Source organism: Roseateles sp. P1_C6, assembly GCF_056406315.1.
The window spans coordinates 478709-496913 of the sequence record NZ_JBFUAK010000001.1; the positions used below are offsets into that span (position 1 = coordinate 478709).

19 protein-coding genes are annotated in these 18205 nt (G+C 68.9%); 2 read left to right on the forward strand and 17 right to left on the reverse strand.

Going from position 1 to position 18205, the window contains the following annotated elements:
* Positions 1–61: 61 nt before the first annotated feature.
* The 17 genes from hemP to rpsB form a co-directional block, all read right to left on the reverse strand.
* A complete protein-coding gene (gene hemP, locus AC1D29_RS01925) occupies positions 62–250 on the reverse strand; it encodes a hemin uptake protein HemP (protein WP_477894202.1) in 189 nt (62 codons plus the stop codon).
* Between the two features lie 65 nt (positions 251–315).
* Positions 316–1086: a TrmH family RNA methyltransferase gene (locus tag AC1D29_RS01930; protein WP_477894203.1), complete on the reverse strand. Its 771-nt coding sequence runs from the start codon at positions 1084–1086 to the stop codon at positions 316–318.
* Entirely contained in the window at positions 1083–1724 is a 642-nt protein-coding gene (rnhB, locus tag AC1D29_RS01935; protein ID WP_477894204.1) for a ribonuclease HII, read from the reverse strand. The genes AC1D29_RS01930 and rnhB overlap by 4 nt, the downstream gene beginning before the upstream one ends.
* Positions 1696–2820, reverse strand: a complete 1125-nt coding sequence (gene lpxB, locus AC1D29_RS01940) for a lipid-A-disaccharide synthase (protein ID WP_477894205.1) — start codon at positions 2818–2820, stop codon at positions 1696–1698. The genes rnhB and lpxB overlap by 29 nt, the downstream gene beginning before the upstream one ends.
* A 4-nt stretch (positions 2821–2824) precedes the next feature.
* Positions 2825–3613, reverse strand: coding sequence for an acyl-ACP--UDP-N-acetylglucosamine O-acyltransferase (gene lpxA, locus AC1D29_RS01945; RefSeq protein WP_477894206.1), 789 nt, complete (start codon positions 3611–3613; stop codon positions 2825–2827).
* Between the two features lie 14 nt (positions 3614–3627).
* On the reverse strand, positions 3628–4110 hold the full coding sequence (fabZ, locus tag AC1D29_RS01950) for a 3-hydroxyacyl-ACP dehydratase FabZ (RefSeq protein WP_477894207.1): 483 nt from the start codon (positions 4108–4110) through the stop codon (positions 3628–3630).
* Positions 4107–5147, reverse strand: coding sequence for a UDP-3-O-(3-hydroxymyristoyl)glucosamine N-acyltransferase (lpxD, locus tag AC1D29_RS01955; protein ID WP_477894208.1), 1041 nt, complete (start codon positions 5145–5147; stop codon positions 4107–4109). Before lpxD ends, fabZ begins: the two co-directional genes overlap by 4 nt.
* A gap of 12 nt (positions 5148–5159) precedes the next feature.
* Positions 5160–5666 (reverse strand): OmpH/Skp family outer membrane protein, encoded by a 507-nt coding sequence (locus AC1D29_RS01960; protein WP_477894209.1) that lies wholly within the window; start codon positions 5664–5666, stop codon positions 5160–5162.
* A gap of 2 nt (positions 5667–5668) precedes the next feature.
* Positions 5669–7915: an outer membrane protein assembly factor BamA gene (gene bamA, locus AC1D29_RS01965; protein WP_477894210.1), complete on the reverse strand. Its 2247-nt coding sequence runs from the start codon at positions 7913–7915 to the stop codon at positions 5669–5671.
* Positions 7916–8005: 90 nt separating this feature from the next.
* Entirely contained in the window at positions 8006–9373 is a 1368-nt protein-coding gene (gene rseP / locus AC1D29_RS01970) for an RIP metalloprotease RseP (protein WP_477894211.1), read from the reverse strand.
* Entirely contained in the window at positions 9370–10536 is a 1167-nt protein-coding gene (ispC, locus tag AC1D29_RS01975) for a 1-deoxy-D-xylulose-5-phosphate reductoisomerase (protein ID WP_477894212.1), read from the reverse strand. Before ispC ends, rseP begins: the two co-directional genes overlap by 4 nt.
* A gap of 7 nt (positions 10537–10543) precedes the next feature.
* Complete coding sequence (locus AC1D29_RS01980; protein ID WP_477894213.1) at positions 10544–11380, reverse strand: phosphatidate cytidylyltransferase; 837 nt, start codon at positions 11378–11380, stop codon at positions 10544–10546.
* A gap of 15 nt (positions 11381–11395) precedes the next feature.
* Entirely contained in the window at positions 11396–12115 is a 720-nt protein-coding gene (gene uppS / locus AC1D29_RS01985) for a polyprenyl diphosphate synthase (protein WP_477894214.1), read from the reverse strand.
* A 14-nt stretch (positions 12116–12129) separates the two neighbouring features.
* Positions 12130–12690 (reverse strand): ribosome recycling factor, encoded by a 561-nt coding sequence (gene frr, locus AC1D29_RS01990; RefSeq protein WP_477894215.1) that lies wholly within the window; start codon positions 12688–12690, stop codon positions 12130–12132.
* A 75-nt stretch (positions 12691–12765) separates the two neighbouring features.
* A complete protein-coding gene (gene pyrH / locus AC1D29_RS01995; protein ID WP_477894216.1) occupies positions 12766–13476 on the reverse strand; it encodes a UMP kinase in 711 nt (236 codons plus the stop codon).
* A gap of 96 nt (positions 13477–13572) precedes the next feature.
* A complete protein-coding gene (gene tsf / locus AC1D29_RS02000) occupies positions 13573–14466 on the reverse strand; it encodes a translation elongation factor Ts (protein ID WP_477894217.1) in 894 nt (297 codons plus the stop codon).
* A 69-nt stretch (positions 14467–14535) separates the two neighbouring features.
* Positions 14536–15282 carry a 30S ribosomal protein S2 gene (gene rpsB, locus AC1D29_RS02005; protein WP_477894218.1) on the reverse strand — a complete coding sequence of 249 codons (747 nt, stop codon included), beginning with the start codon at positions 15280–15282 and terminating at the stop codon, positions 14536–14538.
* Between the two features lie 312 nt (positions 15283–15594).
* On the opposite strand from rpsB, the gene AC1D29_RS02010 reads away from it, so the two are divergent.
* Positions 15595–16842: an NAD(P)/FAD-dependent oxidoreductase gene (locus tag AC1D29_RS02010; RefSeq protein WP_477894219.1), complete on the forward strand. Its 1248-nt coding sequence runs from the start codon at positions 15595–15597 to the stop codon at positions 16840–16842.
* A gap of 10 nt (positions 16843–16852) precedes the next feature.
* Entirely contained in the window at positions 16853–18205 is a 1353-nt protein-coding gene (locus tag AC1D29_RS02015; protein WP_477894220.1) for an NAD(P)H-hydrate dehydratase, read from the forward strand.

Here is an 18205-nt window from a genome sequence, read left to right on the forward strand (position 1 = left end):
TGGGAGGCGCGGGCTGGCAGCGGCTGGCTGGCGCGGGGGTATCGAACGGGGATGAAGGGGTTTACTTGGTCAGGATCAGCTTGCCGAGCGAGGTGACGCGCAGGCGGTAGACCTGCTGCTGATGGACGATGAAGACCTCGCCCTGCGGGCCGAGCAGCGCGGCGCTGTCGATGCGGCGGGCCTGGCCCAAACCTTGACTCAGCGCCGGCGGGGCTGCCGGCGGTTTTGGCGGGTTGTGGTCAGCAAGCATGTCGCCACTGTAATGAGAATCATTCTCGATTGCAAGTCCGATGCGGCCGCAGCGGCGGCTGGCGATCACCCGCGCTGGCGCTCGCTTTCGTACAGGCAGATCGCGGCCGCAGCGGCCACGTTCAGCGATTCCTCGCCGCCGGGCTGCGGGATGCCCACGGTCAGCGCGCAGCGGGCCATCAGCTGGGGCGACACGCCCTGCCCTTCGTGGCCCATGATCCAGGCGCAAGGCGAGGGCAGTACGACGCGGTGCAGCGCGTGCTCGGTGTGCGAGCTGGTCGCGATCAGCGGCACGGCGAGTTGTGCGAGGTCGCCTGCCTCCAGACCTTCGACAAGGCGCAGGCCGAAGTGGGCGCCCTGCCCCGCCCGCAACACCTTGGGCGACCACAGCGCCGCCGTGCCCTTGATGGCCAACACCTGGCGCACGCCGAAGGCCGCCGCGCTGCGCAGGATGGCGCCGACGTTGCCGGCGTCCTGCAGGCGGTCCAGCACCACGCTGGCGGCCTGCGGGTCGATGGCGGGTGCGACCGGCAGCGTCAGCTCGGCGCCGATCTGCGCGGGCGACTCCAGGCCGCTCAAGCCCTTGAACAGGGCCGTCGGCACGACGAGGGCGCGCGGTGCGGATTCGGCCAGCGCCGCAAGCGCGGCATCCTGCATCGCAGCCTCGGTCAGCACGACGAGCGCCGGTACCCGGCCGCGCTGCAGCGCCGCGCGCAGCAGATGGTCACCCTCGATCCAGACGCTGCCGGTCTTGCGGTAGCCGCCGGCGTCCAGCGTCAGCTTGCGCAGTCTGACGAGGGCCGGGTTGTCGCGGGACGTGATGTGGTCGAGCTTCATGCCAGCGTGTTGGTCGTCACGTCCACGCAGACCTCGCGCACCGGCGCGAAGCTGCGGCGGTGCCAGGGGCTGGCGCCGTGGGCTTTCAGCGCGGCCAGATGCTCGGGCGTGCCATAGCCCTTGTGCGCGGCAAAGCCGTACTGCGGATGGCTCTGGTGCATCTGCTCGCAGAACAGGTCGCGCGCCACCTTGGCGAGGATGCTGGCGGCCGAAATGGCCTGCACGGTCGCATCGCCCTTGACGATGGCCTCGGCCGCCATGGGCAGCACGGGCAGCCGGTTGCCGTCGATGCGCACCAGCGCCGGCTTGAGCCGCAGGCCCGTCACCGCGCGCTGCATGGCCAGCATCGTGGCCTGCAGGATGTTGATGCGGTCGATCTCCTCGGTCGTCGCGTGCGCGATGCAGCAGCACAGCGCCTTGGCGCGGATCTCGTCGTACAGCCGCGCGCGCTTGGCCGCCGTCAACACCTTGGAGTCGGCCAGGCCCCGGATGGGCTGCAAGTCGTCCAGGATGACGGCGGCAGCGAACACGGGGCCGGCCAGCGGGCCGCGGCCGGCCTCGTCCACGCCGGCGATGAGGCCGGGCGGCGTCCAGTCGAGCGCGACCTGTTCAGGCACCAAGGAGGCTCGCGATCGCATCGCTGGCACGCCGCGCGGTGTCTTGCCGCAGCAGCTCATGGAGTTGGACAAAGCGCCCATGCAAGGCGGCGCGGCGCGGCGCGTCGGCCAGCAAGGCCTCGGCCTCGCGGGCCAGGTTCTCGGGCGTGCAGCCGTGCTGGATCAGCTCGGGCACCAGGAACTCGCGCGCCAGGATGTTGGGCAGGCCCACCCAGGGCAGCAGCCCCTTGCCCTTCATGCGCCACCAGTTGAGCGCGTTCATGCGGTAGGCGATGACCATCGGCCGCTTGAACAGCGCGGCCTCCAGCGTGGCCGTGCCGCTGGCCACCAGCGTCAGGTCGCAGGCGGCGAGCGCCGCGTGCGATTGGCCGTCGACCAGCTGGATGTCGACGCCGCCCAGCATGGGCTCCACGAGGCCGCGCAGGCCCGGCACCACGGGCATGATGAAGCGGCGGCCCGGCCGGGCCAGCAGCCGGGCCGCGCCGATCAGCGCCGGTGCGATGTACTTGATCTCGCTCTTGCGGCTGCCGGGCAGCAGCGCGATGACGGTGTCGCCTTCGGTCAGGTTCAAGGCCTCGCGCGACGCCGCACGCGGTGGCTCCATGGGAATGGCGTCCGCCAGCGGATGGCCCACGTAGGTCGCACCGATGCCGGCCTTGTGCAGGATCTCGGGCTCGAACGGGAACAGGCACAGCACATGGTCCGCGGCCGCCTTGATCTTCACGACGCGCTCCGGCCGCCAGGCCCAGATGGACGGGCAGACGAAGTGCACGGTCTTGATGCCGGCCTCGCGCAGCCGCGTCTCCAGGCCGAAGTTGAAGTCGGGCGCATCGACGCCGATGAAGACGTCGGGCCGGTTCGAGATGAGGCGCGTGCCGAGCTGCTTGCGGATGGCCAGCAGCTCACGGATGTTCAGCAGCGCGTCGACGTAGCCGAAGATGGACAGCTTGCTGTGCGGCCACCAGGTCTCGAAGCCCTGGGCGATCATCTTGGGGCCGCCGATGCCCTGCGCGGTCAGTGCGGGCCAGCGCGCACGCAGGCCTTGCAGCAGCAGGCCGGCCAGCAGGTCGCCGCTGGCCTCGCCGGCCACCATGCCGAGGCGGGGCGCGGTCTGCATCGGTTCAGCGGACGATGCCGCGGGTTGAAGCGGCAAGGAAATTCAGCATCAGGTCGATGTCGACATCCGCCGCGCCGCCGTCCGAACCACGCAGCGCCTCGATGGCCGTCTTGGCCTCATCCAGCGTGTAGCCCGTGCGGTACAGGAGCTTGTACATCTGCCGGATGACGCCGATGCGCTCGCTGCTGAAGTCGCGGCGCTTCAGGCCGACGACGTTGACGGCGCGCGCCGCGAGCGGGTTGCCGTCCACCGTCATGAAGGGCGGCACGTCCTGGGCCACGTGGGCCTGGAAGCCGATCATCGCGTGGTCGCCGATGCGCATGCGCTGCAGGATGCCGGTCAGGCCGCMGATGGTGACATGGTCGCCCACGCGCACATGGCCTGCAAGCGTGGCGTTATTGGCCAGCACGCACTCGTTGCCGATGACGACATCGTGGGCCAGGTGGCAGTAGGCCATGATCCAGTTGTCGTTGCCCACCGTCGTCTCGCCGCGGTCCTGCACCGTGCCGATGTTCAGCGTGCAGAACTCGCGGATGGTGTTGCGGTCGCCGATGACCAGCGTCGTCGGCTCGCCGGCGTACTTCTTGTCCTGGTTGGCCGCGCCGATGGAGCTGAACTGGAAGAAGTGGTTGTCGCGGCCGACGGTCGTGTGACCTTCGATGACGCAGTGCGGGCCGACCTTGGTGCCGGCACCGATCTTCACGTGCGGGCCGATCAGCGTGTACGCGCCGACCTCGACGCTGCTGTCCAGCTGCGCGCCGGGGTCGACGATGGCGGTGGGGTGGATGGCCATCTGGCGGCGCGCGCTCAGGCTTCGATGCGGCGCATCGTGCACATCAGCTGCGCCTCGGCGGCGAGCTGCTCGCCCACCAGCGCGCGGCCACTGAACTTGTAGATGCCGGCCTTGGCGCGGTCCAGCGTCACTTCCAGGATGAGCTGGTCACCCGGCTCGACGGGGCGCTTGAAGCGGGCGTTGTCGATGCCGGCGAAATAGACCACCGACTTCTCGTCCAGCACCATGTCCATGCTGGCCAGCGACAGCAGCGTCGCGGCCTGGGCCATGGCTTCCAGCACCAGCACGCCGGGCATCACCGGGCGGTGCGGGAAGTGGCCGAGGAAGAAGGGCTCGTTGATGGAGACGTTCTTGATGGCGCGGATGCGCTCGCCCTTGATCAGCTCGACGACGCGGTCCACCAGCAGGATGGGATAGCGGTGCGGCAGGCGCTTGAGGATTTCGTGGATGTCCATCGTCATCGGGATGGCGGTCGGGGTCGGGGTCGGTTCGTTCATTTGTTCTTCTCCAGCGCGCGCACGCGCTCGCGCAGGGTGGAGAGCTGGCGCAGCGTGGCTGCGTTCTTCTGCCAGCTCGAATTCTCTTCGAAGGGATAGGGGCCGCTGTACACGCCGGGCTCGCTGATGCTGCGCGTGACGGTGGTGGCGGCCGAGATGTGCACGCCGTCCACCAGCGTCAGGTGGCCGATGATGTTGGCCGCGCCGCCGATGGTGCAGTTGGCGCCGATGCGCGTGGACCCGGCCACCGCCGCGCAGCCGGCCATGGCCGTGTTGCGGCCGATGTGCACGTTGTGGGCGATCTGGATCAGGTTGTCGAGCTTGACGCCGTCCTCGATGACGGTGTCGGCCAGCGCACCGCGGTCGATGCAGGTGTTGGCACCGATCTCGACATCGTCGCCGATGCTGACCGCGCCGAGCTGTTCGATCTTCACGTAGCCGCTCTTGCTGGGCGCAAAGCCGAAGCCGTCGGCGCCGATGACCACGCCGCTGTGCACGAGGCCGCGCGCGCCGATGCGACAGCCATGGCCCAGCACGGCGCGCGGCGCGAGCCGCGTGTGCGCGCCGACGCTGGCGCCGCGCTCGACAACGCAGTGCGCGCCGATGCGGGCGTGGTCGCCGATGACGGCACCGGCCTCAATGACGGCCAGCGGGCCGACTTCGACACCCTGCCCCAGCGTTGCCTCGGGTGACACCACGGCGCTGGCGTGCACGCCGGCCTGGGCCGGCGGGCGCGTGCGCGCCGCCCACCACTGCGTGAGGCGCGCAAAGTACAGGTAGGGGTCGGGCGTGACGATGGCCGCGCCGCGCGCGGCGGCGACGTCGGCCAAGGCCGGCGCGACGATGACGCAGCGGGCCGCGGTCGTTGCGAGCTGGGCCTGGTAGCGCGGGTTGGCGAGGAAGCTGATGCTGTGCGCGTCAGCCTCGTCCAGCGGTGCAATCCGCGAAACATGCGCGGTGCGCACATCGGACCCACCAAGCAAATCGCCGCCCAAGGCGGCGATCAGCTCGGTGAGCGCGACAGGAGTCGGGCTCATGAGTTGCGCGACTTACTTCTGCGCGTTCAGCGTGTCGATCACCTTCTTGGTGATGTCCACGCGGGCGCTGAAGTGGATCGCGTCCTGCAGGATCAGGTCGTACTTCTCGGCGTCGAAGATCTGCTTGATGACCTTGTTGGCCTTCTCGACCACCACGGACAGTTCCTCGTTCTTGCGCTGGTTCAGGTCTTCCTGCCATTCGCGGCGTTTGCGCTGCAGGTCGCGTTCCTGCTCGACGACGTCGCGCTGGCGGCGGTTGCGCTCGGCTTCGGACAGCGTGGGCGCGTCCTTCTCGAGCTTCTCGGCAGCGCCGCGCAGCTTGGTTTCCAGATCGCGCAGGTCCTTCTCGCGCTTGCCGAATTCCGTTTCCAGCTTGATCTGTGCCGTCTTGGCCAGGTTGGCTTCGCGCAGCACACGCTCGCTGTTGACGTAGCCGATCTTCAGTTCCTGGGCTTGCACGGCCGAGGCGGCCACCATCATCGATGTGGCCAGAGCCACCGATTGCAAGAGCTTGCTCATCATCAGAATGCAGTCCCGATCTGGAATTGGAATTTCTCGATTCTATCCGTGCGTTCCTTGCGGATAGGTTTGCCGTAACTCAGGCGCAGCGGACCCATCGGCGAGATCCAGGACAGGCCCAGACCGGCCGAGGCGCGGATGCTGTCGAACTTCAGCTTTTCGTGCGAGCCCCAGACGTTGCCGGCGTCGGCGAACAGGAAGATGCGGAAGCTCTTGTCGTTGCCGCTGCCGGGCACCGGCAGGTAGAGCTCGGCGTTGGTGTTGAAGCGGCGGTTGCCGCCGCTGTAGGAGCCGGTGTTGTCGACCGGGCCCAGCGAGCCGGCCTCGAACACGCGCACCGAACCCAGGCCACCGCCATAGAAGTTCTTGAAGACCGGATAGGGCCGGCCGCCGAGGCCGACACCCCAGCCCAGCTCGCTGTTGATGCCCAGCGTGATCTTGTTCGTGATGTCGAAGTACTGCTGGTATTGCAGGTTCAGTCGCGCGAACTGGGCGTCACCGATGGGGCTGAGCTCGAAGTTGACGCGCTGGTAGCGGCCCTTCAGCGGGGAGATGACGCTGTCGCGGCTGTCGCGCTGCCAGCCCACCGTCAGCGGCACGGCATTGCTGCGCTGGCCGAACTGGTTGACGAACAGCAGGTAGCTGTTGGGCAGACCCTTGGACGTGGTGATGTCGGTCTGCTCGTAGCCGATGCCGAAGAAGACCGTGTCGACCTCGGAGAACGGCACGCCGAAGCGGATCGCGCCGCCCTTGGTGACGTACTGGTACTCCTCGCCCAACGTGTTGATGGGGCGGGTCGTGCGGTAGAACAGGTCGACCGCGCGGGACACGCCGTCCACCGTGAAGTACGGGTCCACCGTGCTGATCTGCAGCTGCCGGCCGGTGCGCGCCGTCGCCACGTCGATGCCCAGGTAGTTGCCCGAGCCGAACACGTTGTCCTGACGGATGGAGCCGGTGAAGGACAGCTTTTGCTGGCTGGAGTAGCCGGCACCGACCGTGATGGCACCGGTGGGGCGCTCGACGACGGTCAGGATCACGTCCACCTGGTCCTGGGCACCCGGCACCTCCTGGGTGTCGATGGTGACTTCCTTGTCCTTGAAATAGCCCAGGCGTTCGACACGGTCGCGCGAGGCCTTGATCTTCTGGCCGTCGTACCAGGCCGCCTCGAACTGGCGGAACTCGCGGCGGATGACCTCGTCACGGGTGCGCGAGTTGCCGGACAGCACCACCTTGCGCACGTAGACGCGGCGCTGCGGCTCGGCGACGAAGGTGACGACGACCTGGCCGGTGGCGCGATCGATGTCCGGGCGGCTGTCGACGCGGGCGAAGGCATAGCCGTAGGTGCCGAACAGGTCGGAGAACGCACGCGTCGTCTGCGCGACGGCCTCGCCCTGGTAGGCCTGGCCGGGCTTCAGGAAGACGAGGTGCTTGAAGTCCTCCTCGCGGCCGAGGAAGTCACCCTCCAGCTTGACGCCGGTGACGGTGTAGGGCTGGCCTTCGCTGACCGTGATGGCGATGCTGATGCTTTGCTTGTTCGGCGAGATCGTGACCTGCGTGGACGTGACCGCAAACTCGAGGTAGCCGCGGTTCAGGTAGTAGCTGCGGATGGTTTCCAGGTCCGCGTTCAGCTTGGCGCGCGAATAGCGGTCGGTCTTGGTGTACCAGGTCAGCCAGCCGGTCGTCGTCTGCTCCAGCAGGCCTTGCAGCGTGCTCTCGGAGAACACCTTGCTGCCCAGGATGCGGATCTCGGCGATCTTGGCGGGCTCGCCCTCGGTCACGTTGAAGCTGACGTTGACGCGGTTGCGCTCGATGGGCGTGATCGTCGTCGTGACCTCGGCGCCGTACAGGCTGCGGGTCAGGTACTGGCGCTTCAATTCCTGCTCGGCGCGGTCGGCCAGGGCCTTGTCGAAGGGCTTGCCTTCGCCGATGCCGACGTCCTTCAGCGACTTGGTCAGCGCCTCGGTGTCGAACTCCTTCAGGCCGACGAAGTTCACGTTGGCGATGATGGGGCGCTCGTCGATGATGACGACGACGGCGTTGCCCTCGATGCTGATGCGCACGTCCTTGAACAGGCCGGTGGCGAACAGCGCGCGCAGCGCCGCGGCACCCTTCTCGTCGTTGTAGGTGTCACCAATGCGGAAGGGCAGCGACGCGAACACCGTGCCCGGGTCGGTCCGCTGCAGGCCTTCGACACGGATGTCCCTCAGCACGAAGGGATCGACCGCCCAGGCCAGGCCTGACTGGAACATCCCCGTGACAGCCAGAGCCAGCAAGCCGAGGCGGAAGGGGCGACGCTTCGCTCCCGAACTGAAAGAAAAGGACATGGGGAACGGGGAGTTTCAGTGCCAGCCCGTCAGACGGGAGACAAGATCGTTGGAAAGGGCCAAGGCCATCATCAGCATCAGGATCAGCGCACCAGCTCGCTGCAGTTGCCGTTGCCACCATTCGGAGACGGGGCGGCCACTCAGACCCTCGAAAAGATGATACATGAGGTGCCCACCATCAAGCATGGGCAGCGGCAGCAGGTTCAGCACGGCCAGGCTGAGCGAGATCTTGGCGAGGAAATCGAGATAGGGCACCAGGCCGGCGCGCGCGGACTGGCCTGCGTAATCGGCAATGGCCAGCGGGCCGCTGAGGTTCTTCAGCGAGGCCTCGCCGATCAGCATGCGGCCCAGCAGCCGCACGGTGGTCGCGGCCATGTCCCAGCTCTGCTGGGCGCCCAGCCACAGCCCGTCAACAAAGCCGTGGCGGACGAAGACGCGCTCGGGCGGCGAGCCGACGCCGATATCCAGCCGCGCGATGCGGCGCCCCGCCTCGTCGATGAGGCGCGGCGTCGGCGTCAGCTCGACGACCTGGCCCGTCCGCTCGACGCGCCAGGCCATCGCGCGCGGCTGATCGCCATCCACGGCGCGGCGGATCGCGTCGCGCAGGAAGCCGGCATCGGGGACGTTGCGGCCGTCGATGGACAGCACGCGGTCACCGGCCAGCAGCCCGGCCGCCGCGCCAGGACCGCCGGCAGCGACCTGCCGTATCAGCGCATCGGACAGCGGCGCCAGGCCGATCTCGTTGAACAGCTGGACGTCGGGCGCCCGGCCGGCCAGGCGCTCGGTCTCCAGCCGCACACTGCGTGAGGCATGGCCCGGTGCGCCGACCGACAGGTGCAGGCCCTCGCCCAGCGCCTGCGCGCGGGCCACGGCGGACTGCAGGTCGGACAGCGATTCGATGTCCTGCCAGTCCTGGCCATCGGCCGACACGGCGCGGACCGCGTCACCGGCGTGCAGGCCGGCACGTTCGGCCAGCGACCCAGCCGGCGGCGTGCCGAGCACCGCCCGAGGCACCTCGCTGCCCAGCCAGGCCACCGCGGCGAACAACAGCACGGCCAGCACCCAGTTGGCCGCCGGCCCGGCCGCGACGATGGCGGCGCGCTGGCGCAGCGGGCGCTGGTTGAAGGCTTGCTGCTGCTCGTGCGGCGCGACCGGGCCGTCGCGCTCGTCCAGCATGCGCACATAGCCGCCCAGCGGCAGCGCCGACAGCGTGAATTCGGTGCCGTCACGGCCCACGCGGCGCCACAGCACGCGGCCGAAGCCGATGGAGAAGCGCAGCACCTTGACGCCGCAGGCCCGCGCGACCCGGTAGTGCCCCCATTCATGGAAGGCGATCAGCAACGCGATCGCGAGCAGGAAGGGCGGGATGTCGGCGAGCGTCATACCAGCTGCAGCGCGTGCTCGCGGGTGCGGGCATCCAGGGCCAGCAGCGCTTCGACGCTGGCGCAGTCGCCCGGCTGGATGTCGGCCAGGCATTGCGCGTTGATCGCATGGATGCGGTCGAAGCGCAGCCGGCCGTTCAGGAAGGCATCGACGGCGATCTCGTTGGCGGCGTTCAGCACCGTGGTGCTGCCCTCGGCGCCCTTGAGCGCCTGCCACGACAGGTGCAGGCCGGGGAAGCGCACCGCATCGGCTTCTTCGAAGGTCAGGCTGGGCGTCGTCAGCAAGTCCAGCCGGCTGGCGCCCGATGTGATGCGCTCGGGGAAGGACAGGCCGTAGGCGATGGGCACGCGCATGTCGGGCGTGCCGAGCTGGGCCAGCACGGACTGGTCGCGGCAGACCACCATCGAATGGATGATGCTCTGCGGATGGATCAGCACCTTGATCTGGTCCGGGGCGAGGTTGAACAGCCAGCGCGCCTCGATGACTTCCAGCGCCTTGTTCATCATGGTCGCCGAGTCGACCGAAATCTTGCGGCCCATGACCCAGTTGGGGTGGGCGCAGGCCTGGTCGGGCGTCACGTCGGCCAGCGTCTTCGGATCGCGGCTGCGGAAGGGGCCACCGGAGGCCGTCAGCACGATATGGTCGATGCGCTCATGCCACGCCGCGCGGTCCTCCGGCAGGCACTGGAAGATGGCCGAGTGCTCGCTGTCGATGGGCAACAGCGTCGCGCCGCCCTGCTCCACCGCCTGCATGAACAGGGCGCCGCCGACGACGATGGCCTCCTTGTTGGCCAACAACAGACGCTTGCCGGCGCGGGCGGCGGCGATGGCGGGCGCGAGGCCGGCGGCACCGACGATGGCTGCCATGACGGTGTCGACGTCGGGATGGGCGGCGATGTCGGCCAGCTTGTCGGCGCCGTCCAGCACCTCGGTGCGGCTACCGGCTTCGCGCAGGCGCTCACGCAGGCGGGCCGCGGCTGCGCGCTCGGGCATCACGGCAAAGCGCGGCTCCCAGGCCAGGCACTGGGCCAGCAGTTCGTCGACGCGGCTCATCGCGCTGAGTGCGACGACCTCGTAGCGTTCGGGATGGCGCGCGATGACGTCCAGCGTGTTGACGCCGATGGAGCCGGTCGAGCCGAGGACGCAGACACGTTGGCGGGTCATGAGGGGATCACAGGCTGATCAGCGCGAGGGCCAGCGGGAACACCGGCAGCAGCGCGTCGATGCGGTCCAGCACACCACCGTGGCCGGGCAGCAGGTTGCTGCTGTCCTTGGCACCGGCCGCGCGCTTGACGAGGGATTCGAACAGGTCGCCGACGACACTCATCGCGCCCAGGAAGACCAGAGCCAGCAGCGACACGATGCCCTGGCGCTGCACCAGCAGCGTGAAGAGGCTGGACGAATCGACGGTCAGCTTCACGTCGATGACGTGCACCCAGATGAAGCCGAGCAGGATGACGCCGGCCAGGCCGCCCCAGACGCCTTCCCAGCTCTTGCCGGGGCTGATGGCCGGTGCGAGCTTGCGCTTGCCGAAGGCGCGGCCGCAGAAGTACGCAGCGATGTCGGCCATCCAGACCAGGCAGAACACCGACAGGATGAAGTTGATGCCGTGCACCTTGGCCTGCACGATGGCCAGCCAGGCGCCCCACAGCAGCACGGCACCCAGCGCCAGCCGGGCCCCACGCGCGATGCGCGGCCAACCCGTCGGGCCGGCACGCAGTGCGTAGGCACCGCCCAGCACCCAGACACCGCTGGCCAGCCACCAGATCCACGATGGCGGCGCGTTGAGCCCGCCGATCACCAGCGTCCACACGCAGGCCAGCGCCAGCGCCACGCCCGCGGCAATGGCGCCGGTGCCGGGCAGGCCGTTGAGCCTGGACCACTCCCAGCCGGCCGCGCCGATCATCACGACGGTGACCCAGGCGAACGGCCAGGGCGACGCCTGGAACAGCACCGGCAGCAGGATGGCCAGCAGCACGACGGCGGTGATGACGCGGGTTTTGAGCATGGGGACCTCTGCGGCTCAGGCCGCGGGCGCTTCCTTGACGCCGCCGAAGCGGCGGTCGCGCTCGTGGAAGGCGGCGATGGCCGCATCCAGCTCGCGCTCGCCGAACTCGGGCCACAGGCAGTCCGAGAACACGAATTCGGTATACGCCGCCTGCCACAGCAGGAAGTTGCTGATGCGCACTTCGCCGCCAGTGCGGATGAAGAGGTCGGGGTCCGGCGCATAGCTCATGGCCATGAACTCGGACAGCTTGGCCTCCGTCAGCTCCGCCGCCGGCACGCCGGCGGCGATGGCGGCCTTGCAGGCCTGCACGATGTCCCAGCGACCGCCGTAGTTGAAGGCAACGTTCAGCGTCAGCTTGGTGTTGTGGGCCGTGCTGGTCTCCGCCTCGTTCCAGGCGTTGCGGAGCTTGTCGGACACCGCGTCGCGGTCGCCGACGATGCGGATGCGCACACCCATCGCACCCATCTTGGCCAGGTAGCGGCTGACGGCCGCCAGCACCAGGCCCATCAGGCCGGAGACCTCGTCGCTGGGCCGCTTCCAGTTCTCGCTGGAGAAGGCGAAGACGGTGACGTGCTCGATGTTGCGGTCGATGCAGGCCTGCACGACCTTGACAAGCGAATCCACGCCTGCCTTGTGACCGAAGAAGCGCGGCAGAAAGCGCTTCTTGGCCCAGCGGCCGTTGCCATCCATGACGATGGCCACATGGCGCGGCGGCGCTGGACGTTCTTGGGCCACGACCGGGAGCGCGCTCAAACCGCCAGGATCTCGGCTTCCTTGCCCGAGATCAGCTTGTCGATCTCCGAGATCACCCGGTCGGTGAGCTTTTGCACCTCGTCGAGGCTGCGACGCTCGTCGTCCTCGCCGATTTCCTTGTCCTTCAGCAGCTTCTTGGCATGCTCGTTGGCGTCGCGGCGCAGGTTGCGCACGGCCACCTTGGCGTCTTCACCGGCGTTGCGCACGACCTTGGTCAGGTCACGGCGGCGCTCTTCGGTCAGCGGCGGCATGGGCACGCGGATCAGGTCGCCCTGGCTGGCCGGGTTCAGGCCCAGGTCCGACTCGCGGATGGCCTTCTCGATCTTGGCGCCCATGCCCTTTTCCCAGGGCTGCACGGAGATGGTGCGAGCGTCCAGCAGCGTCACATTGGCCACTTGCGAGATCGGCACCATGGAGCCGTAGTAGTCGACGCTGACCTGATCCAGGATGCCGGGGTGGGCACGGCCGGTGCGGATCTTGTGCAGTTCGTTCTTCAGGGCGTCCACCGATTTGGCCATCTTGGCCTCGGCGTTTTTCTTGATGTCGGCAATGCTCATGATCGATACCTATGAATTTGCGGGACAGACCGCCCGAGCGTCAGCGAGTAGCTCTGTCCCCAACTGATTAAGGTTTTAAACGTGCACCAGCGTGCCTTCGTCCTCGCCCTGCACCACGCGCTTCAGGGCACCCGGCTTGAAGATGCTGAACACCTTGATCGGCAGCTTCTGGTCGCGGCACAGCGCGAAGGCGGCGCCGTCCATCACCTGCAGATTGCGGCTGATGGCCTCGTCGAAGGTGATGGCCGAGTAGCGCGTGGCCGTCGGGTCCTTCTTCGGGTCGGCCGTGTAGACGCCGTCGACCTTGGTGGCCTTCAGCACGATCTCGGCGCCGATCTCCGCACCGCGCAGCGCGGCGGCCGTGTCGGTCGTGAAGAAGGGGTTGCCGGTGCCGGCGGCGAAGACGACGACCTTGCCTTCTTCGAGGTATTGCAGCGCCTTGGGGCGGACATAGGGCTCGACGACCTGCTCGATGGCGATGGCCGACATCACGCGGGCCACCATGCCCTCCTGGCGCATCGTGTCGGCCAGCGCCAGCGAGTTCATCACCGTGGCCAGCATGCCCATGTAGTCGGCGGTGGCGCGGTCCATGCCGACGGAGCCGCCGGCGACGCCGCGGAAGATGTTGCCGCCACCGATGACGACGGCGACTTCCACGCCCATCTGCGTGATCTCGCGGACCTCCTGCACCATGCGCACGATGGTCGCGCGGTTGATGCCATAGGCGTCGTCGCCCATCAGGGCTTCGCCGGAGAGTTTGAGCAGGATGCGCTTGTACGCAGGCATGGTGTCCTCGGAAATCGTGGGGGCCAACGGGTGGCCCAGAAGTTTAAAGGGCGCCTCGGTGTTATTCCGGGCGCCCTGGGGGTCAGCTAAGAAGCTTTACTGGCCCTTGGCCGCGGCGACCTGGGCAGCGACTTCGGCCGCGAAGTCGTCGACTTTCTTCTCGATGCCTTCGCCGACGACGTAGAGCGTGAAGCCCTTCACCGTGGTGGCCTTGTCCTTGAGCATGGCGGCGACGGTCTGCTTGCCGTCGGCGGCCTTCACGAAGACCTGGTCCAGCAGCGAGACTTCCTTCAGGAACTTCTGCACCGAGCCTTCAACCATCTTGGCGACGATGTCGGCCGGCTTGCCGGACTCGGCAGCCTTCTCGGTGGCGATGCGACGCTCCTTGTCGACCAGTTCGGCGGACACGTCGGCGCTGGACAGCGCGGCCGGCTTCATCGCGGCCACGTGCATGGCGACGTCCTTGGCGGCGACGTCGTCACCCTCGAACTCGACCATCACGCCGATGCGCGTGCCGTGCAGGTAGGACGCCAGCTTGGCGCCGGTGTAGCGCTGGAAGCGGCGGATCGTCATGTTCTCGCCGATCTTGCCGATCAGGCCCTTGCGCACGTCTTCCACGGTCGGGCCGAAGCCTTCCTGGGACAGCGGCAGTGCCGACAGCGCAGCCACGTCGGCCGGGTTCTGTTCGGCCACCAGGCCAGCCAGCGCATTGACGAAAGCCAGGAAGGCGTCGTTCTTGGAAACGAAGTCGGTTTCGCAGTTGACTTCGATCAGCGCGCCATTGCCGCCCACGACGGCCGAGGCGACGATGCCTTCGGCGGTGATGCGCGACGCCGCCTTGCCGGCCTTGTTGCCCAGCTTGACGCGCAGGATCTCTTCGGCGCGGGCCAGGTCGCCCTCGGCCTCCGTCAGCGCCTTCTTGCACTCCATCATCGGGGCGTCGGTACGGGCGCGCAGTTCGCCCACCATGCTTGCGGTGATTGCAGCCATTTCTCTTCTCCAGATTTCAGTTGGCAAAAGGGGCCATGACGGCCCCTTTCAATGCAGGGCGGAAGGGGCTCAGGCCTCTTCGGAGACCTCGACGAACTCGTCACCAGCCGGGGCAACCGCGGCCAGGACTTCGTTCGTGGCGTTGGCCTTGCCTTCCAGCACGGCGTCGGCGACGGCGCGGGCGTACAGCGCCACGGCCTTGGCCGAGTCGTCGTTGCCGGGGATGACGTAGTCGATGCCTATGGGCGAGTGGTTCGTGTCCACGATGCCGATGACGGGGATGCCGAGCTTCTTGGCTTCAGCGACGGCAATCTTGTGATAGCCGACGTCGATGACGAAGATGGCGTCGGGCAGCGCGGTCATGTCCTGGATGCCGCCGATGTTCTTTTCCAGCTTGGCGATGTCGCGCTGGAACAGCAGGGCTTCCTTCTTGATCGCGGGCTGGGTGCCGGCGTCGATCTGGGCCTGCATGTCCTTCAGGTTCTTGAGGGACGTCTTGACCGTCTTGAAGTTGGTCATCATGCCGCCCAGCCAACGCGAGTCGACGTAGGGCATGCCGGCGCGCTGCGCTTCGGCGGCGATGAACTCGCGGGCCTGGCGCTTCGTGCCGATCATCAGGATGGTGCCGCGCTTGGCAGCCAGCTGGCGCACGAACTTCATCGCATCGTTGAACGCGGGCAGCGTCTTCTCGAGGTTGATGATGTGGATCTTGTTGCGATGGCCGTAGATATACGGGGCCATCTTGGGATTCCAGAAGCGGGTTTGGTGACCGAAATGGACGCCGGCTTCCAGCATCTCGCGCATCGTGACAGACATGGGTCTTACTCCGAAGGTTGTGTCTAAAATCCGGCCCGAATTGCGTTGCAGCATCTGGAAACAAGCGTTTCCCGAAGCCGCAAACCACAACACCTTTGTGTGACCGGTTTGCGATTTGTTGCGACGAGTGGCGACCGAAGGCTTCAGCCACACCACCCTCACAACCGTTCTGCCGAGGCTCGCAGCACTGCAAAAGCGCTGGCCCCTCCGGCAAAACCCGCAGAGTATACACAAACCCATGGCCCTCCCCCGCCGACCCCGCGCAGCGGCCGCCGCCACGCCCGTCCCCGCTCGCCACCGCCAGGTGCGCGCGTGAGCCGCCGCGTCGCGGTCGTCGGCGCCGGGCTCGCCGGCGTGGCCACGGCCTACGAGCTGGCCGCGTTGGGGCTGACCGTGCAGGTGTTCGAGCGCGGCGGCAGCGTCGCCGAGCAGGCCAGCTTCGCCGGCAGCGCGCTGCTGGCGCCCTTCGCGCCCGGCCTGACCGAAGCGGCACCCGCCCCGCTGGCATGGCGCTGGCGGCGCTGGCGAGCCGATCGCCGCGGCGGTGACGCCGGCGCGGCGCTCGCGGCGCTGAGCGTGTTGAGCCTGGCGCGCACCACGGAGCTGCGCCGCAGCCTGGCGCTGGACGACGAAGCGGCTGGCGGCCTGCTCGTCGCGCTGGCCGACGCCCGCCGCGTCGCCGCGGCCGAGGCCCGCCTGGAGGGATGGCGGGCGCTGGGTCTTCAGGTCGAGCTGCTGGACGGCAGCCAGGCGCGCCTGCGCGAGCCCGGCCTGAATGGCGAGGCAACGCTGGCGGCCGCACTGGCATTTGCGCCGGGCGGCGTCGGCAATGCGCGCCTGTTTGCGCAGCAGTTGCGCCACCAGGCCCAGCGGTTGGGCGCCAGTTTTCGCTTCCACACGACAGTGCGCGCCATTGCCAGCGACGGCGCCGGGCTGACACTGCGCCACGAGTACACGCCGCCCCCGGAAGCGCCGACGCGTGGCGTCGAGCGCGACGCGGGCGACACGGTGCCGCAGCTGCTGGGCCCGCAGGACGAGCGTTTCGACGCCGTCGTGCTGTGCAACGGGCTGGATGCCGGCGCGCTGCTGGGCCACGCCATCCGGCTCGCTGCCCAGCATGAGGCCTCGGTCACCGCGCCCTTGCGCCTGCTCGAAGCCCACCCCGACCTCGGCCCCAAGTCCGGCTGGGTCGACCCTGCGCTGGGCCTTGCGATCGCCCGCATCGGCCAGCGCGTGCGCGTGACCGGAGCCCCCACGGTGACCGGCGCGAACACCCGGCTCACCCCCGACTTCGAAGCCCTGCACCGCGGCCTGCAGCACTGGTTCCCCGGCTCGGTACTGCACCAGCAGGTGCAGCACGGCCAGAGCCGGCGTGCACTGCCGGCCGACGGCCTGCCGCTGCTGGGCGCCAGCGCAAGGCCCGGCGTGTGGCTCAACCTGTCGCCCGGCGGCCAGGGCTGGGGCCTGGCCTGCGGCATGGCCCAGGCACTGGCGCAGCAGATTGCCGGGCAAGTGCCGGCCGTCGACATCGCCCCGCTGGGGCCGCAACGCGTGGCCTAAGCTTGCGGGCATGCACGCGCTGCTGCCCACGACCACCACCTTGCCGCTGTTCGATGTCGCCGCCAGCCGGCGCATCGAGGCGCGCGCTCTCACCCACTCGCCCGCCCTGATGGAGCGCGCCGGCCTGGCCATCGCCAAGCTGGCGCTGGCCCTGCGGCGCGGCGACGGGCCGGTCTGGGTCGTCTGCGGACCGGGCCACAACGGCGGTGACGGCCGGATTGCCGCGCGACGGCTGGCCGAGGCCGGCGTCGCAGTGCATGTCGGCCATGACGCACCCGAACGCCCCGCCCTCGTCATCGATGCGCTGCTGGGCCTGGGCCTGAACCGCGCGCCGTCGGCCGACCTGCTCGCCACGATGGCGGGGATGCAGGCCTGCGGCGCCCCCATCATCGCCGTCGACCTGCCCAGCGGCCTGCTGGCCGACACGGGCCAGCCCGCGGGCGAGCGCGCCGTGCGCGCCGACCACACGCTGACGCTGCTGACGCTCAAGCCCGGCTTGTTCACGGGCGAGGGCCGCGCGCATGCGGGGCACATCTGGTTTGACGACCTGGGCATTGCGCCGGATGACGCGCCGACGGCGGAACTGCTGGGGCCAGGGGCCGCACCGCAGCGCGCACCGACCAGCCACAAGGGCAGCCATGGCCAGGTGCTGGTCGTCGGCGGCGCGCCGGGCATGCAGGGTGCCGCGCGCCTGGCCGCCCGCGCAGCACTGGCCTGCGGCGCCGGGCGCGTCTATTTGGACCTGCTGCGCCAGGCTGCCGGCGAGCCCGCCGACGCCGGCCGACCCGAGCTGATGCGCGGCACGCTGGCCGAACTGCCGCAGGCGATCGGTGTTGTCGGCTGCGGCGCCGGGCCAGGCATCGCAGCCGCCCTGCCCGCGCTGCTGCGGCAACTGCCGCGCCTCGTGCTCGATGCGGATGCGCTCAACGCCATTGCCACCGACGCAGCGCTGCAAGGCCTGTTGCGCTGCCGAACTGCAGGCACGACGCTGCTGACGCCACACCCTCTCGAAGCCGCGCGCCTGATGGCACGTGACACAGCCAGCCTGCAGGCCGACCGCCTCGCCGCGGCCCGTGACCTGGCCGACCGCTTCGGCTGCACGGTCGTGCTGAAAGGCTCGGGCAGCGTCATCGCCTCGCCCGGTGAGCGGCCGGCCATCTGTGCCGGCGGCGGCCCGGCGCTGGCAACGGCCGGCAGCGGCGACGTGCTGGCCGGCTGGCTGGGCGGGTTGTGGGCCCAGCAGCCGACGGCGACGGCCCGGTCCATCGCCTGCGCCGGCGTGGACGCGCATGGCCGCGCCGGCGAGACCGGTGGCGTGCTGCGCGCCGGCGACCTCATCGAACGCCTGGCCGCGCAGCGCTGA

What these genes read in the sequence shown, in the direction of transcription:
- rseP (WP_477894211.1), bottom strand. Translation starts at nt 9,373, where the DNA reads ATGACGCTCGCCGACATCCCGCCCTTCCTGCTCGCGATCGCGTTGCTG.
- lpxD (WP_477894208.1), bottom strand. Translation starts at nt 5,147, where the DNA reads ATGAGCCCGACTCCTGTCGCGCTCACCGAGCTGATCGCCGCCTTGGGC.
- fabZ (WP_477894207.1), bottom strand. Translation starts at nt 4,110, where the DNA reads ATGAACGAACCGACCCCGACCCCGACCGCCATCCCGATGACGATGGAC.
- rnhB (WP_477894204.1), bottom strand. Translation starts at nt 1,724, where the DNA reads ATGCGATCGCGAGCCTCCTTGGTGCCTGAACAGGTCGCGCTCGACTGG.
- AC1D29_RS01980 (WP_477894213.1), bottom strand. Translation starts at nt 11,380, where the DNA reads ATGCTCAAAACCCGCGTCATCACCGCCGTCGTGCTGCTGGCCATCCTG.
- AC1D29_RS01960 (WP_477894209.1), bottom strand. Translation starts at nt 5,666, where the DNA reads ATGAGCAAGCTCTTGCAATCGGTGGCTCTGGCCACATCGATGATGGTG.
- frr (WP_477894215.1), bottom strand. Translation starts at nt 12,690, where the DNA reads ATGAGCATTGCCGACATCAAGAAAAACGCCGAGGCCAAGATGGCCAAA.
- bamA (WP_477894210.1), bottom strand. Translation starts at nt 7,915, where the DNA reads ATGTTCCAGTCAGGCCTGGCCTGGGCGGTCGATCCCTTCGTGCTGAGG.
- lpxB (WP_477894205.1), bottom strand. Translation starts at nt 2,820, where the DNA reads ATGCAGACCGCGCCCCGCCTCGGCATGGTGGCCGGCGAGGCCAGCGGC.
- rpsB (WP_477894218.1), bottom strand. Translation starts at nt 15,282, where the DNA reads ATGTCTGTCACGATGCGCGAGATGCTGGAAGCCGGCGTCCATTTCGGT.
- AC1D29_RS02015 (WP_477894220.1), top strand. Translation starts at nt 16,853, where the DNA reads ATGCACGCGCTGCTGCCCACGACCACCACCTTGCCGCTGTTCGATGTC.
- AC1D29_RS01930 (WP_477894203.1), bottom strand. Translation starts at nt 1,086, where the DNA reads ATGAAGCTCGACCACATCACGTCCCGCGACAACCCGGCCCTCGTCAGA.
- hemP (WP_477894202.1), bottom strand. Translation starts at nt 250, where the DNA reads ATGCTTGCTGACCACAACCCGCCAAAACCGCCGGCAGCCCCGCCGGCG.
- ispC (WP_477894212.1), bottom strand. Translation starts at nt 10,536, where the DNA reads ATGACCCGCCAACGTGTCTGCGTCCTCGGCTCGACCGGCTCCATCGGC.
- pyrH (WP_477894216.1), bottom strand. Translation starts at nt 13,476, where the DNA reads ATGCCTGCGTACAAGCGCATCCTGCTCAAACTCTCCGGCGAAGCCCTG.
- tsf (WP_477894217.1), bottom strand. Translation starts at nt 14,466, where the DNA reads ATGGCTGCAATCACCGCAAGCATGGTGGGCGAACTGCGCGCCCGTACC.